This window comes from Botryobacter ruber (assembly GCF_003347595.2).
In the GTDB taxonomy this organism is placed as follows: Bacteria; Bacteroidota; Bacteroidia; order Cytophagales; family Hymenobacteraceae; genus Pontibacter; species Pontibacter ruber_A.
In genome coordinates, this window is record NZ_QCZK02000053.1 from 141036 (window position 1) to 155803 (window position 14768).

The window sequence follows — 14768 nt, forward strand, 5'->3', positions numbered from 1 at the left end:
GTGTAAACAGCAACCGCTATCTTAGCTACCAAAACCGCCCTTACCACACACATCATGCATCTAAAATTTTCCACCTTCCTCGGCTTCGTGCTGCTGTGGCTGGTGCAGCCGCTGCTGGCGCAGCAAAAGGTAAGTTACCAGCTCTCTTTTCCAAATGCGGTGCACCACGAGGCACAGGTGAGCGTTACCTTCTCGGGCATAAGTTCCGATACGCTGGCGGTGCTGATGAGCCGCAGTTCGCCGGGGCGCTACGCGCTGCACGAGTTTGCAAAAAACATTTACAGCGTCGGTGCCACCGACAGCCAGGGAAAGCAGCTCCAGGTAAGCCGGCCAAACCCGTACCAGTGGAATATAACAGGGCATACAGGAACTGTAACCGTTGCCTATACCCTCTTCGGCGACCATGCCGACGGCACGTATTCGGGCATCGACGAAACGCACGCGCACCTGAACATGCCCTCCACGCTGCTCTGGGCACGTGGCTTTGAGAAAGCACCTGCTTACGTGACTTTTGATGTTCCACAAGGAAGCAACTGGAAAGTGGCCACCCAGCTGAAGCATGAGACCGGCAACACATACTTCTCACCTGATTTCCAGTACCTGATGGACAGCCCGGCCGAACTGAGCAATTTCGACCTGGCCGAGTGGACTGTAAAGGAGAACGGAAAAAGCAAAACAATTCAGGCTGCGATCCACCACCAGGGGAGCCAAGCGGCTTTTAATGCGTATGTGGCAAAGGCCAAAAAGATTGTAGCCGAGCAGCGGGCTGTTTTCGGAGAGCTGCCCGACTTCGATTTTGACCGCTACACCTTTATCGGCTGCTATATGCCGCAGGCGGTTGGCGATGGCATGGAACACCGCAACTCCACCATCCTGACCAATACCAGCTCGTTGGCCAGCGCCATGGGCCGCCTGCTGAACACCTTATCACACGAGTTTTTTCACGCCTGGAATGTGGAACGTATTCGTCCTGCCAGCCTGGAGCCGTTTAACTTCATGGAAGCGAACATGTCGGAGGCGCTGTGGCTGGCGGAAGGGTTCACGAGTTACTACGGCGATCTGGCGATGCACCGCAGCGGCATCTTCAGCACGCAGCGCTACACCAACGACCTGGCCGGCGACCTGAACTACGTGCTCCTCTCGCCCGGCACCCGCTACCACAGCCCGGTGGAAATGAGCATGCAGGCACCTTTTGTAGACGCCGCCCGCTCCGTTGACCCCGACAACCGCCACAACACCTTTATCTCCTACTACACCTACGGCAGCATGATCGGCCTGGCGCTGGACCTGAGCCTCCGCCGCGACTACAAAACCACGCTCGATGCCTACATGCAGGCGCTCTGGCGCAACTACGGCAAACCCGAAAAACCCTACACCCTCGCAGACCTGGAACAAACGCTGGCGGAAACCTCCGGCAACAAAGCCTGGGCAGCCGCCTTCTTCCGGAAGTACATCCACGGCAGCGAACTTCCTGATTACGCCACCTTGCTGGCGCAGGCCGGCATGCAGCTCCGCAAGGCCAGTGCCGGCACGCCCACCCTCGGCAGTGCCTACCTCGACTTCAGCAGCGCAGGAGCCGAAATAGCGTCTGGCACACTGGTTACCTCTGCACTCTACAAAGCAGGGCTGGAACGCGGAGATTTAATTACGGAAGTGGACGGTGTAAAAGTCACAAGCGAGGTAGTCCTTGATAAGGTGCTTTCCAGGCACAAACCAGGCGATACCGTTCCGGTAACTTTTCAGCGGTTGGGAGAAACACGAACAACTAATCTGACGCTGGATGAGGTGCCTACGCTGGAACTGGTACTTTATGAGGCTATCGGGAAGCCGGTAACGCCGGCTATCAAAGCTTTCCGGCAGGCATGGCTGGGGTCGAAGGTGCAGTAAGGGTTGCAAAAAAGGTTACTGCTGCTGTCACCATTCCTGCTGCTCCTTATTTTCAACTACAAAAATTGAACAAGGGTGATTTTCAGCAGCACGTACTCCATGTTCAAAATTCCGTATAGAAGATTTTTCTGAAAAAGATTTAGAATATCAATTCTAAAAAACCAAAACGACAGCAACTATGAAAAATAAACGAAACTCCGTACTCGCTGCCTTATTCCTGGGCACATCGCTTTTCCTGGCTTCCTGCACCGGGGAGAATACGGAAATGCCACCGGAAAGTACCCACGGCAACACCCAGGAAACCGGCGTGGAAGGCACCGGCGACTTACCTGGAACTGGCGCTGAAGATACCACCATCACAGGAACTCAAGCCGGTACACCGGAAGAACAATAGCGATATCCTAAACAAAGACCAGGGCAGGCTTCGGCTTGCCTTTGTCTTTTTATCGAACAAATCTGTGCTGGCTGCATAAAAAGTCAGCCCTGTTGGCACTTGGCACCAGGTTTGCAACGTTCGCTAATAAATACATCTTTTTAGCGTATGAACAGGATACAGACCTTAGCACTTGCCGTTGTTGCCATCTTGGTTACCTTGCCAGCCCTGGCTCAGAAAGAAACAGCCAACTGGTTTTTCGGGAATAATGCCGCTGTCTCTTTTGCTTCCGATTCTGGTGTTGTGGTTACCAAAGCCCGCCTGACAACCGAAGAAGGCAGCGCCTCCCTTTCCGATAAAGACGGCAACCTGCTTTTCTATAACAACGGCATCACCGTCTGGAACCGCGACCACCGCGTGATGCCCAACGGCAACCGGCTGATGGGACACAAATCGTCTACACAGTCGGCACTCATACTTCCCAAACCCGGCAACGACAGCATTTATTATATTTTCACAACCGATGTGCAGGCGCAGTCCAATGGCCTGCGGTATTCCATCGTTAACCTGAACAAGCAGGGCGGCAAAGGCGATGTGGTTTCCAGGAACAACATCATGCTGATGCCCGCTACCGAAAAACTGACGGCCGTGCGCCACAGCAACAACCGCGACTACTGGGTAATTGCCCACCGCTGGAACAGCGACGCCTACCATGCCTACCTGGTATCTTCTGACGGGGTGAGTATTGAACCCATCATCAGCAATGTGGGAGCCGTGCATGGCGGAAGCAACAAAAAAGCAATTGGCTACCTGAAGCCTTCTCCCGATGGCACCCGACTGGCTGCCGCCCTCTGGAACGACACCAGCAGCGTGGAGCTCCTGAACTTTAACCGTGGCAGCGGACAACTATCCAATCCCATTGCCCTGGAAGGACTGGAAGAAGCCTACGGCGTAGCTTTCTCCCCTGATGGCAGCAAACTGTATGTCACTGCCAACGGCAAAGGCGGCGGTAACGCCCAGATTGTGCAGTATGATCTGCGGGCAGGCAGCGCAGCCGGCATTGCCGCATCTGCTACGGTTGTGGGTAGATCGGTAAGCCGAAAGCTGGGCGCTTTACAATTGGCCCCGGACGGAAAAATTTACGTAGCCCGGAAAAACGAATCTTACCTGGGCGTAATACAGGTGCCCAACCAGCGGGGCGAGGCTGCCGGTTACGTGGACAAGGGGCTGTACCTGGGCGGACAGAAAAGCGATATGGGTTTGCCTAATTTTCCGCAGGGCTTAGAGCACAGTTCCATCCAAAGCCCGCAGCGCTACCTGACAGGTCCTGCCTCTTCTGAAAAATAGAAGCTAAAAAATAAGCGAAAAGCCAGTCCCGCCAGACTGGCTTTTCTGTTTTTCAGTTTCTACACTCATATTTAATCTACTGCCGGGTAGGCAAAACGGGCAGAACGTTTAAATTTGTGAAAGTACTCTCATTAAAAAACGCGGCACCCTTGGCAAAACGATTAACTGTTGAAACGTATGTGGCAGGCATTTTGGCCGGTGACCGGGTGGTGCTGAGTCGTGCCATTACGTTGGTGGAAAGCAAACTGCCTGCTGACCAGGAACTGGCACAGGCGGTAATTGAACAGGTGCTGCCGCATGCCGGTAACTCTGTGCGAATAGGCATAACCGGTGTGCCTGGTGTGGGCAAAAGCACGTTTATCGAAGCGTTCGGACAGTACCTGCTGCAGGAACAGGGAAAGAAGCTGGCGGTACTGGCTATCGACCCAACCAGCCAGCGCTCGGGCGGCAGCATCCTGGGCGACAAAACGCGCATGGAAGCGCTTTCCATGCACCCGCAGGCTTTTATCCGGCCTTCGCCTGCCGGTAAATCGCTGGGAGGCGTTGCCCGTAGTACGCGCGAAACGATTATACTCTGCGAGGCAGCGGGTTTCGATACAATAATTGTAGAAACCGTAGGCGTAGGCCAGTCTGAAACGGCTGTGCATGCGATGGTTGATTTTTTCCTGCTCCTGATGCTGGCAGGCGCCGGCGACGAACTGCAGGGGATCAAACGGGGCATTATGGAAATGGCAGATGCGTTAGCCATCACCAAAGCCGACGGAACGAATCTGACCAGCGCCCAGGCTGCCCGTGCCGCCTACCAGCAGGCGCTGTACCTCTACCCTGCCCCAGCCTCAGGCTGGAAGCCTCCGGTTACCGTTTGCTCTGCCCTTGCTCCCACCGGTCTCGACACCATCTGGCAGCACATTTCCGATTACCTGCAGCTCACCCAACCCAGTGGCTATTTTCAGCAGAAGCGCCGCGACCAGAACCTGCAGTGGCTCTCCGAAACCATCCTGCAGGCGCTGGAAGAAAAGTTTTACGCACGGCAGGCCGTACAGCAGGCGCTTCCGGAACTAAGCCAGCAGGTAAAAGAAGGTAAAAAGTCTGCTTTTGCCGCCGCCGCCGAACTGCTCCGACTCGGGTAACGCTTATTTTGCTCTTCCATCATCTCCTACCATACTTGGCGACGAAGTTCCTGTATTGTACAGGAGCAGAGGGAGTGGTGACTGCAGCAGAAAAAGATAAAGCCCCCTCTGAAGCTACCCAAAATCAAAAGCCCGCCTTCCTGATGAAGCGGGCTTTTGATTTTTAGCTACAAGGGTGAAGTTTATTACTTGCTTTTGGTGTTTGCAGCAAGTTGTTGGTTGAATTTGGCGATCTGCTTGTCAGTAAGAATAGTGGCTAATTCTTCGCTGTATTTTTCCTGCACTTCCTTCGTGAGAGCGGTTTCTTTCTGATACTCGCGTGCCAGCTCGCGAAGCCGGATATACTGCATCTCGTTCAGCTCCAGTTGCTGGATTGTGTTGCGGTTAACTTCTTTCGAAAGTAACGAAGCAGCAATTGGGTTTGTGCCTGCTGCTGTTGCAAAACTGGTTTGAGCCCCTACTGACAAAACCAGGGCGATCATAAGTAAAGACTTTTTCATGATATTTTTCTTTTAGTTTCTATTCATGAAAAAGTGTTGCAACCAGAGTGCCAGTCAACAAAAACCGCGATTTTTATCTATAAATCAAGGTTTAATTATATTGCCATCTAAAAATATACTCTATTTGGGAATCAAGTTTACTATTTTGGGAAAAGTAATAAACTTACCGGAAATCATCCAGCAGCCAACACAATACTCCCCAAGCGCCCACGCTAATTATCTTAAACAGGTGCTTCTGCTTACGCTTTAGAAGCCAGCAGGTACAGCACGGCCATCCGGATGGCGACGCCGTTTTCTACCTGGTTCAGGATAATGGAATGCTGCGAATCGGCGGCATCGGAGGTAATTTCGACGCCACGGTTTATCGGGCCCGGGTGCATGATGGTGATTTCCTTGTTTAGGCTGTCGAGCAGTTTTTTGTCGATGCCGTAGTAGAGCGAGTACTCCCGCAGCGAAGGGAAATATTTCATTTGCTGGCGCTCCAGCTGTATGCGCAGCACGTTGGCCACATCGCACCACTCCAGCGCCTTCCGCACGTCCAGCTCCACCTTCACGCCCAGCGATTTAATATACTTGGGCAGCAGTGTGGCGGGTCCGCACACCATTACCTCCGCCCCCAGCTTCTGCAGCGCAAAAATGTTGGACAGGGCCACGCGCGAGTGCAGGATGTCGCCGATAATCACTACTTTCTTGCCGGCCACTTCACCGTATCTTTCACGGATGGAAAAAGTATCGAGCAGCGCCTGTGTGGGGTGCTCGTGGGTGCCGTCGCCGGCGTTTACGATGTTGGCTTTGATGTGGCGCGACAGGTAGTGCGGTGCTCCGGGACTGGAGTGGCGCATCACCACCATGTCCACTTTCATGGCCAGGATGTTGTTAACGGTGTCGAGCAGGGTTTCGCCTTTTTTAACGGAACTGCCGCTCGACGAGAAGTTGATCACATCGGCGGAAAGCCTTTTTTCGGCCAGCTCAAAGGAGAGACGCGTGCGGGTGGAGTTCTCGAAAAAAACGTTGGCGATAGTGATATCACGCAGCGAAGGCACTTTTTTAATGGGGCGGTTCAGAACATCCTTAAAATTATCAGCCGTCTCAAAAATGAGCTGAATATCTTGTGCGGTGATGTCTTTAATACCCAGCAGATGCCGGACGCTTAGCTCTTGCATGCGAATGTTATTCTTCGTTTTTGGTAATAAGCCAGATATTATCTTCCTGCGTTTCAGGGCCATGCCATTCCACAAGCACCCTTTGCGACTGCAGCGAGTTCACGCTGCGGCCCACGTAGGTAGGCTCGATGGGCAGGTGGCGGCTGTACAGGCGGTCTATAAGCACCAGCAGTTCCACGTTTGCCGGTCGTCCGTAGGCGATCATGGCATCGAGGGCAGCCCTTACGGAGCGTCCGGTATAGAGCACATCGTCCACCAGGATCACGCGTTTGCCTTCGACCAGGAAATCGATGCGCGTTTCGTTGGCGGTTAAGGGTGTTTCTCTTCTGCGGAAATCGTCGCGGTGAAAGGTGGTGTCGAGGTAACCGATTGGCACGGTTGTACCCAGTATGTCAGCCAGTTTGCTTTGGATACGCTGGGCAACAGGTCTGCCGCGTGGCTGTAAGCCGATGATGACAGAATCAGAAAAATCACCATGGTTCTCGATGAGCTGGTGGCAAAGGCGCATCACCATGATATCGAGCAACTGGTGGTTTACGATGAGTCGTTTCTGCATAGCTGGAAGTATAGCTGCAAATATAGAGACTTCAGCTAAAGAAGCGAAAAAAATTAGTTATTCGTTGGAGAGATTAGGAGTTAGAGAGTTTGGGAGTTTGGGAGTTTAAGAGGTAGAAAGGTAGAGAGGTAGAGAGGTAGAGAGGTAGAATTTGTAGGGGTTGAAAATCTTCAACCCTTTAACAGCAGCACAGAAAATTAGAGCATTGGGCATTGTGATCTGTAGAGACGCGATGGGCGCGTCTCCCGCACGAACCACAAAAAACCAATCCTGTTATTCCTTAAATCTTCTTAATCTTGTTCAGACAATTTGCTCAGACAACCCTAATCCTGAAAATCCTAAAATTCTGTTAATCCTGATTCAGACAAACTTCAAATCACAAAAATCATTTCATCCTATCATCAACGGTTCAGACAAAAGCAGCAGCGGAAATGGTGGCAGCCGCAGCAGAATTTTTGGGATGGAATATGGCGGATTGGTGGTGGGTAACGGACTTAACTAAAAATGCTTAAGGCTTTTTTAGGTGTGGATACCCACTGGTTTTCACTTGTTAAATTGGGACTTAAATTATAGATGCATTTTTGTAAGGAAAAAACAGAAAAGTTAAAAGAAGTAGTATTACTAATATTGAATAGTAAATAATATCTCTAACTTTATCCATTCCACTGATAGTCAACCAATAATAAACTCCACTTATCACAATTGAAACTCCAATATTTATAGGCACTGTTAGAACAAAAATTAAAGATGCTCCGCCCCCTTCAACGGGTAAAATATAACTCATGATCAATGTTAAAAATCCAACGAAGATCAAAACACCAATTTTAACTTTGTCTTTCTTAGTCATAAATAATGGCCACTCGCAGATAGCAGTAATAACTATCTAACATACACCTACCTGCGCTATGTACTAATCCAAACATACAATATATTGCCGTTTCCTACAAATAACCGTAGCGGCATTAGCAGCAATACCACGTATTGCTCCTGACAAACCGAAAGCTGTATAAAAATCAGAAAGTAATTCTGTTAATAAAGAAAGTGCTGCGGCTTTCGGCATAGCCTCGGCGAAGGCGCTGAAAACCGAACGCCAGAAAACTGCCCTGGTACCAGGGGATGATCCCCAACTGATCGGTTGAGGAAATTTTTTCTGTCTTGTCAGTAGTAAGCAACTCGAGCTCAACGCGCTCATCGTTGTACTTGTCCTTATCCATTACATGGTAAATGATGTTGTCTTCTTCAGGGTAGACGATCACCACATTTCCACCGGAGGTGTAGCTTGTTTCGATGCTCTTGGTGATGGTGGGCGTGATAATATCTTTCAGCACAAACAGGTTATCCCAGAGCAATACGCCGTTTTTATCGAAGCCCAAGGTTACGGCATGCGTGTGCTTGTATTCCTCCTGGTCGCGCGCGGCACTTAACGCCGGCGACAGGTAGGTATAGGGATTATGGCGCAGGGAGTTAAACGAACTGCCGGAGCCTCTCCGTTGCGTCACATAGGCTTCGGCGGTCAGGATGTAGCCTTCGGGCGTGGTAACCAGGTCGTGCAGCAGGAGTTTGTGGCGGTACGAAGGCTGCTTCCCGGACTGGATGCGCTCGGCTTCTCTTCGCCTGACACGTTCTTCGCGGCGTGGCGACATGTACTTGAACGAATTGCGGAGCTGCAGAAAGTTATAAAACTCACCGTTTGCCTCCTGGTGCGACACAACAGGCGCTGTAAAGAAGCCCTGCGAGAGCTGCAGGCTGCCAGCCCCGTAAACACCAATCAGCATGCGGGTGGTTGTATCGCCGGGCGTTACTTCGGCATTTAAGAGGTTCTTATCGTCGTGCTGCAAAATAAAATGATTGCTGATCAGGTTTCCGTCAGCATCAAAGCTTTTTACCTGCAGCCGCGAAATACGGTTGTTCGCCTCCGTCAGCACGACATCCACGCGCTGGTGGTCGGGGTTGGTGCGGATATCGGAAAAGGTAGACTCGTAGCCGTAGATGGCAGGCAGTGGTTTAGCTTCGCCGTTTTCGGGGTTCACAAACAGCAGCAGCGGATTCCGGTCGTTTTTAGCGACACCTACCAGGAAATACCTTCCCTGCAGCACATGAAACTCGGTAATTCCCCGGATAGCTTCCAGTTCGTGCGTTGTTATTGTTGTTTCGCCGGTGGCATTGTTAATGCGCATAAACTTATACTTCTGCGGATCGATGTTCCCGAAGGCCAGGTAAGTGGCGCCGCCATCCAGGTACGAATGCATAAAGAAATCCTGCGCTTCCAGGTCATAATCTTTGTGCCACACTTCTTCCAGCTTGCTGTTGTACTTCTGAACAGCAAAGTCGGCTTTATTTCCCCAGATATTAGACTTTTTGGTATAGAGCAGCAGGCTGCTGTCGGGCAGCGCAATTACTTCCACATCGGTTGTATTTATTTCGAGCGGGAGTTCGAGCCGGTAAGGTTGCTGCGGCTCCTGGGCCTGCACCAGCGTAACAGCCAGAGAAAATAAACAAAGCAAAAGAAAACGTAGATCAGCCATAATATTCATCCCACTAAAATAACAAAACGATTTGCCTGAAGAAGAAGTGCAAATAAATTTAATTTTCCCGGAATTAATTTCACTACAGACAAGCTATTATTTTTCTACGAATAAAATTTCATTAAGATAGAAAAAGCAACCAGCATTCCAAAAGATATTCCTGAAAATCAAGTGTTCCTCCCTCCCCGCCTGATGGCACCGCAACAGGAACTTCCGGAAATAAGGAGCTGCCGTATCGGATTACCTGCAGGGTTGGTACTGCTGCTATACAATAATTTTTCTATATTTCGGGTGAAAGTAAACGCATCTTATTTTTCTAAACATATTTTAGCAGCATGATAAAAAAAAGTATTTCTTTTCTTTCCCTGGCCTGTATAGGCGGTTCCCTCCTCTCCTGCCAGACCACCAAGGTTAAGCAGGAACCGGGCCAGGAACTCGTTCTGACAAACAAGGCAGCCATCGAACTGACCGACAAAGCCATTGCCGTAAAGCGCAGCTCCCTCTCCGGCATTCCGGATAGCGCTGCTTTCCCGCTTCTGCTCACGCAGGCAGGCGACACCGTGGCTTCGCAACTCGATGACCTGGACGGCGACAACCAGTGGGATGAGCTGTTTTTTGTAACCAACCTGCCGGCCAACGGGAATCAAACCCTGAAACTGACGTGGGTAACGACGCAGCCAGACTACACCAAACGCACCAGCGTTCGCTTCGGGAAGCGTGCCGGCAAAAAGCTGCCAGTACAACCCCAGACTAGCGAAACCATGCTAGCCAACCAGGTGCACCGCGCTTTGGGCTACCAGCCCTACCAGACCGACGGCCCTAGCTGGGAAAACGATAAAGTGGGCTTCCGGCACTACCTCGACGGCCGCAACGCCAAAGACCTGTTCGGCAAAAAAGTAGCGTATATGTCGCCTGACAGCGTGGGCATCAGCAAAACAGGCGCTGTGGAAGACAATTACCATGTCATGAAAGACTGGGGCCGCGATATTATGGCGGTGGGAAGTTCGGCAGGCATCGGCGGCATCGAAATGATGATTGACGGCAAATTTCCGCGCCTGGGCATCACCAACAACGACACCCTGAATAACGTTGAGAAAACCACCTTCCGGATTGTGACCGAAGGACCGGTGCGTTCTAAAATACAGATCGGCTACCACAACTGGAAACCCGCCGACACCAACCGCAGCTATACCCTGCAGGAAAGCCCCACCATCTGGCCCGGCATGTACGCTTACCAGAACAACGTAACCGTTACCGAAGGCCTGCGCGGCGACGAAACGCTGCTGGTGGGCATGAACAACCTCGACCCGACTTTTCCGCTGGAAGAAATGCCGGTAGACGATAACTGGATGGTAGTTTTCACGCACGACCGCGAAACCTACAACCAGGAATGGATGCTGCCCCTGGCCCTGATCGTGCCTAAAAGCGCCTACCAGGGCTATACCGAAGCGCCTAAAACCGGTCCGCTGGCACAGGCGTATTTTGCAAAGTTAAAAGTAGAGCAGAACAAGCCGGTTACCTACTATGCCGTAGGCACCTGGGAAGTCAGCGACGAACGTTTCAAAGATCTGAACTACTTTAAAGATTATGTGCGTAACCTGGCCCGCCAGCTTTCGGCAGAGGTAGAGGTGCAGGTGAAGTAGTTTTCTGATTAAAACCCAATTTGATTTGCCCCGTTTTCCTGCGCCAACCGCAGGAAAACGGGGCTTTTTGCTACAGCAGGTTCACACCGGTCGGAAAGCAGCAGCAGAGGCTGTGGTGGCAGGTGCAGCAGAAATTTTTTACTACTTATCGACTTGTGAGAAGATGAAAGCTGAAAGCTTTCATGATAAAAAGCTCCAAGTTAGAAACTTGAAGCAGTTTTTTTTCTGCTGCAGCTGCCACCACAGCCTCTGCTGCTGCATTTTTATCCTCAACGGCTCACCACAATACCCAGCAGCTCCGCTATCTGTACTTCAAACATTTTGAGGGTGCGGATGGTCGTCAGCTGGTTTATTTGCTCGTTCGGGTCGGTAACGAGGCGGAGTTTTTCCATTTCGTCTTTGATGAGCAGCTGCACGTTGCGCCACTTCAGGCGGAGTACGGCGCGCTCGGCACCGTAGGAAAGCAGATCCGTTTCGTGCGGTACAAAAATCTGGTGCGTGGCCCAGTTGTGGCTCAGCTCGTGCGGGTCGGAAAGCAGGTTGGTCGCTTCCGTCCGTATCTGCTGGTCCGGGTAGTTGATAAAATCGTCGGCCGAAGGAACGGTTCCGTCGCAAAGTTTCTCCTTTACCAGCTCTACCAGCCGGGAATAAAGCGGCGTCCGGAACTCTACATCCTCGAGTTGCTCCAGCATATACTGGCAGGTGGTCATGCCTTCGTCCAGCACCCGGTTGGGGTAGTTGAGCAGCATCCGCACGATTTCCCGCTCGTACCGCTTGAGCATATCGGCTTCCGAAACCTGCTCTTCCGGCTCCGGTTCGGTAGGCATGGGCGGCTCTGGCGGAAATGCGCTGCCGGTCTTGGGCTGCTGTTGTTGCTGACGGTCCTGCAGCTGCATTTTATTGTACTCCGAAATTAGCACCTGCTCATCTATGTCAAAAATCAGGCTGCAGCTCCGGAAGAATACAGTACGCTTGATGGAGTCCGGAATTTTGGCAATGGAGGTTACAATCTCACGAATAGCCTCAGCTTTGCGGACCGGGTTGTCTTTGGTTTCGGCGGCGTAGAGGCTGGCTTTGAACGAGATGAAATCCTGCGCGTGTTCTTTGATGTACGCCTTAAAAGCCGTGTCGCCCACTTTCCGGATGTAGGAATCGGGGTCGTCGCCTTCCGGAAACGTAACCACGCTTACATTCAGCCCATTCTCCAGGATCAGGTCGATGCCGCGCAACGAGGCTTTGATACCGGCCGCATCGCCGTCGTAGAGTACCGTGATGTTGTGGCTATAGCGGCCGATCAGCTTGATCTGCCCTTCGGTTAAAGACGTTCCTGAAGAAGCCACCACATTCTCTATCCCGCCCTGGTGCAGCGAAAGCACATCGAGGTAACCTTCCACGAGGTAGCACATTTCCTGCATCCGGATCGCCTGCTTGGCCTGGTACAGCCCGTACAGCACGTTGCTTTTGTGGTAGATCTCCGACTCGGGCGAGTTGAGGTATTTGGGGCTTTTCTTGTCGTTCGATTTTAGCGTACGGGCACCAAAACCCACCACCCTGCCCGACAGGTTATGAATCGGGAACATCACGCGGCCCCGGAAGCGGTCGTAGCGTTTATCTTCTTTTGAAATGGTGAGTCCGGTAGCTTCCAGGAAATGCTGCTGGTAACCGGCCTTCAGGGCGGCATCGGTCAGGTCGGACCAGGCATCGAGGCTGTAGCCCAGCTCAAACTTGCGGATAGTGGCGTTGTTTAGTCCCCGCTCTTTCAGGTAAGCCTGCCCGATGCTGCCCTGCTCGTGCTGATGAAGATTTCGCTGGAAATGCTTGCTGGCAAACTCCGAAACAATGTACTGGCTGTCGCGCTCGTTCTGCTCACGGCTGGCTTCCGGCGAGGCAGTCTCTTCGGGTATCTCAATGCTGTACTTTTTGGCCAGGTAGCGCAACGCCTCCGGAAAGCTGGTGCCTTCCACATCCATGATAAACTGCACCGAGTTACCAGCCTTGCCACAACCAAAGCACTTGTAGATACCCTTGGCAGGCGACACCGAAAAAGACGGCGACTTCTCGTGATGGAACGGACAACAAGCCCACATGTTCTGCCCCTTCTGCTTGAGCGACACAAAATCGCCCACCACCTCTACAATGTCGGCTCGTAGGATTATCTGGTCAACGGTTTCTTTTGGTATCAGGGACATGGGCAAAAAAGTTAAGCGGGGGTACAAAGATAAGGGTTAATGTGCTAATTTTTAAATGTGCTCCTGTGCTAATGGGGAAAGTCTCTGAATCACGGATTTTAAGGATTACACGGATTGCACGGATTTTCGGGAACAGAAGTACTTGTGGTAAGTCCTGTTAAACGCTTTGTAATGAGCTAAAGAATCCGCGTAATCCTTAAATCCGTTTAATCCGTGATTCAGACAATCACAAAAATCATTTCATCACTACCATCAACGGTTAAGATAATTCCCTCCATCAGCACATTCACCCACATTAGCACATTAGCACATTAACTCGTATCTTTGTACTACATTACTAGTTACTATGGCAATTACAAAAGAAGATATATTAAAAGCCCTCAGCTATGTAGAGGAGCCGGACCTGGGCAAAGACCTGGTGACGCTTAACATGATTGAGGATGTACAGGTGGATGGAAAAAAGGTGAGCTTCACCGTGATCCTGACCACACCGGCCTGCCCGCTGAAGGACCTGATCCGGAATGCCTGTGAACGCGCCATCCATACGATGGTAGACAAAGAGGCTGAAGTTACCGTGAACATGACCTCGCGTGTTACCTCCGCCCGTGCCGATAATTCCGATGTGGTGAACGGCGTGAAAAACATTATTGCCATTGCCTCCGGTAAAGGCGGCGTGGGCAAATCTACGGTTACGGCCAACCTGGCCATCGGGCTGGCACAGGCCGGCGCGAAAGTGGGCCTGATCGATGCCGACATTTACGGTCCTTCTATCCCAACCATGTTTGGCGTGGTAGAAGAGCGCCCGCATATGATACAGGGCGATCATGGTAAAAACTACATTGTGCCCGTGGAGAAATACGGCATCAAAATGATGTCGATCGGCTTCCTGACGCCTCCCGACAGTGCGGTTATCTGGCGTGGTCCGATGGCCAGTTCTGCCCTGAAACAGTTTATTTCGGATGTGGACTGGGGGGAACTCGACTACCTGCTCCTCGACCTGCCGCCAGGCACTTCGGACATTCACCTGACCATGGTGCAGGCGCTTCCGGTAACGGGGGCTGTTATTGTAACTACGCCGCAGCAGGTAGCCCTGGCCGATGCCACCAAAGGTTTGCAGATGTTCATGCAGCCGCAGATTAATGTACCGGTGTTGGGTATTGTAGAGAACATGGCTTATTTTACGCCTGCCGAACTGCCACAGAATAAATATTTTATTTTTGGAGAAGGCGGCGGACAAAAGCTGGCAGAAAAGTACCAGGTGCCCCTTTTAGGGCAGATTCCGATTGTGCAAAGCATCCGGGAAAGCGGCGACGAAGGAACTCCTGTCGTTTTACAGAACGATTCTCCTGCTTCCGGTGTTTTCAAAGAGCTGGCCCAGGCTGTTGCCCAACAGGTATCGGTGCGCAACGCCACAGTAGCCAAAACCAAGATTGTAGAAATTAAGAACTAAAGCAG

The 14768-nt window shown here is 51.6% G+C and carries 13 protein-coding genes; 7 read left to right on the top strand and 6 right to left on the bottom strand.

Annotated elements, in window-relative coordinates:
- Positions 1–54: 54 nt before the first annotated feature.
- From DCW36_RS17910 to meaB, 4 genes are all read left to right on the top strand, one after another.
- A complete protein-coding gene (locus DCW36_RS17910) occupies positions 55–1887 on the top strand; it encodes a M61 family metallopeptidase (protein ID WP_114781467.1) in 1833 nt (610 codons plus the stop codon).
- A gap of 178 nt (positions 1888–2065) precedes the next feature.
- Positions 2066–2281, top strand: a complete 216-nt coding sequence (locus tag DCW36_RS17915; RefSeq protein ID WP_114781468.1) for a hypothetical protein — start codon at positions 2066–2068, stop codon at positions 2279–2281.
- A gap of 147 nt (positions 2282–2428) precedes the next feature.
- On the top strand, positions 2429–3607 hold the full coding sequence (locus tag DCW36_RS17920) for a WD40 repeat domain-containing protein (RefSeq protein WP_114781469.1): 1179 nt from the start codon (positions 2429–2431) through the stop codon (positions 3605–3607).
- A gap of 149 nt (positions 3608–3756) precedes the next feature.
- Positions 3757–4737: a methylmalonyl Co-A mutase-associated GTPase MeaB gene (gene meaB, locus DCW36_RS17925; protein WP_114781496.1), complete on the top strand. Its 981-nt coding sequence runs from the start codon at positions 3757–3759 to the stop codon at positions 4735–4737.
- Between the two features lie 185 nt (positions 4738–4922).
- Here meaB and DCW36_RS17930 read toward each other — a convergent pair whose 3' ends face one another.
- From DCW36_RS17930 to pyrR, 3 genes are all read right to left on the bottom strand, one after another.
- Entirely contained in the window at positions 4923–5237 is a 315-nt protein-coding gene (locus DCW36_RS17930; RefSeq protein WP_114781470.1) for a hypothetical protein, read from the bottom strand.
- 239 nt (positions 5238–5476) lie between these two features.
- Positions 5477–6400 carry an aspartate carbamoyltransferase catalytic subunit gene (locus tag DCW36_RS17935; RefSeq protein WP_114781471.1) on the bottom strand — a complete coding sequence of 308 codons (924 nt, stop codon included), beginning with the start codon at positions 6398–6400 and terminating at the stop codon, positions 5477–5479.
- A 7-nt stretch (positions 6401–6407) separates the two neighbouring features.
- The gene (gene pyrR, locus DCW36_RS17940; protein WP_114781472.1) at positions 6408–6956 is read right to left on the bottom strand and encodes a bifunctional pyr operon transcriptional regulator/uracil phosphoribosyltransferase PyrR; all 549 of its coding nucleotides are present in this window, start codon (positions 6954–6956) and stop codon (positions 6408–6410) included.
- A gap of 160 nt (positions 6957–7116) precedes the next feature.
- On the opposite strand from pyrR, the gene DCW36_RS17945 reads away from it, so the two are divergent.
- A complete protein-coding gene (locus tag DCW36_RS17945) occupies positions 7117–7458 on the top strand; it encodes a hypothetical protein (RefSeq protein ID WP_125185331.1) in 342 nt (113 codons plus the stop codon).
- 60 nt (positions 7459–7518) lie between these two features.
- Here the strand turns inward: DCW36_RS17945 and DCW36_RS17950 are convergent, their stop codons facing one another.
- Entirely contained in the window at positions 7519–7803 is a 285-nt protein-coding gene (locus DCW36_RS17950; RefSeq protein WP_125185332.1) for a hypothetical protein, read from the bottom strand.
- 166 nt (positions 7804–7969) lie between these two features.
- A complete protein-coding gene (locus tag DCW36_RS17955; RefSeq protein ID WP_125185333.1) occupies positions 7970–9481 on the bottom strand; it encodes a hypothetical protein in 1512 nt (503 codons plus the stop codon).
- Between the two features lie 335 nt (positions 9482–9816).
- Here DCW36_RS17955 and DCW36_RS17960 point away from each other — a divergent pair, with 335 nt between their 5' ends.
- Positions 9817–11124 carry a DUF4861 domain-containing protein gene (locus tag DCW36_RS17960; protein ID WP_114781474.1) on the top strand — a complete coding sequence of 436 codons (1308 nt, stop codon included), beginning with the start codon at positions 9817–9819 and terminating at the stop codon, positions 11122–11124.
- 269 nt (positions 11125–11393) lie between these two features.
- On the opposite strand, the gene dnaG is transcribed toward DCW36_RS17960, so the two are convergent.
- Positions 11394–13313 (bottom strand): DNA primase, encoded by a 1920-nt coding sequence (gene dnaG / locus DCW36_RS17965; RefSeq protein ID WP_114781475.1) that lies wholly within the window; start codon positions 13311–13313, stop codon positions 11394–11396.
- 346 nt (positions 13314–13659) lie between these two features.
- Here dnaG and DCW36_RS17970 point away from each other — a divergent pair, with 346 nt between their 5' ends.
- Complete coding sequence (locus tag DCW36_RS17970; protein WP_114781476.1) at positions 13660–14763, top strand: Mrp/NBP35 family ATP-binding protein; 1104 nt, start codon at positions 13660–13662, stop codon at positions 14761–14763.
- Positions 14764–14768: the final 5 nt, after the last annotated feature.

What these genes read in the sequence shown, in the direction of transcription:
- dnaG (WP_114781475.1), bottom strand. Translation starts at nt 13,313, where the DNA reads ATGTCCCTGATACCAAAAGAAACCGTTGACCAGATAATCCTACGAGCC.
- DCW36_RS17955 (WP_125185333.1), bottom strand. Translation starts at nt 9,481, where the DNA reads ATGGCTGATCTACGTTTTCTTTTGCTTTGTTTATTTTCTCTGGCTGTT.
- DCW36_RS17950 (WP_125185332.1), bottom strand. Translation starts at nt 7,803, where the DNA reads ATGACTAAGAAAGACAAAGTTAAAATTGGTGTTTTGATCTTCGTTGGA.
- DCW36_RS17960 (WP_114781474.1), top strand. Translation starts at nt 9,817, where the DNA reads ATGATAAAAAAAAGTATTTCTTTTCTTTCCCTGGCCTGTATAGGCGGT.
- DCW36_RS17935 (WP_114781471.1), bottom strand. Translation starts at nt 6,400, where the DNA reads ATGCAAGAGCTAAGCGTCCGGCATCTGCTGGGTATTAAAGACATCACC.
- pyrR (WP_114781472.1), bottom strand. Translation starts at nt 6,956, where the DNA reads ATGCAGAAACGACTCATCGTAAACCACCAGTTGCTCGATATCATGGTG.
- DCW36_RS17920 (WP_114781469.1), top strand. Translation starts at nt 2,429, where the DNA reads ATGAACAGGATACAGACCTTAGCACTTGCCGTTGTTGCCATCTTGGTT.
- DCW36_RS17915 (WP_114781468.1), top strand. Translation starts at nt 2,066, where the DNA reads ATGAAAAATAAACGAAACTCCGTACTCGCTGCCTTATTCCTGGGCACA.
- DCW36_RS17970 (WP_114781476.1), top strand. Translation starts at nt 13,660, where the DNA reads ATGGCAATTACAAAAGAAGATATATTAAAAGCCCTCAGCTATGTAGAG.
- DCW36_RS17930 (WP_114781470.1), bottom strand. Translation starts at nt 5,237, where the DNA reads ATGAAAAAGTCTTTACTTATGATCGCCCTGGTTTTGTCAGTAGGGGCT.
- DCW36_RS17910 (WP_114781467.1), top strand. Translation starts at nt 55, where the DNA reads ATGCATCTAAAATTTTCCACCTTCCTCGGCTTCGTGCTGCTGTGGCTG.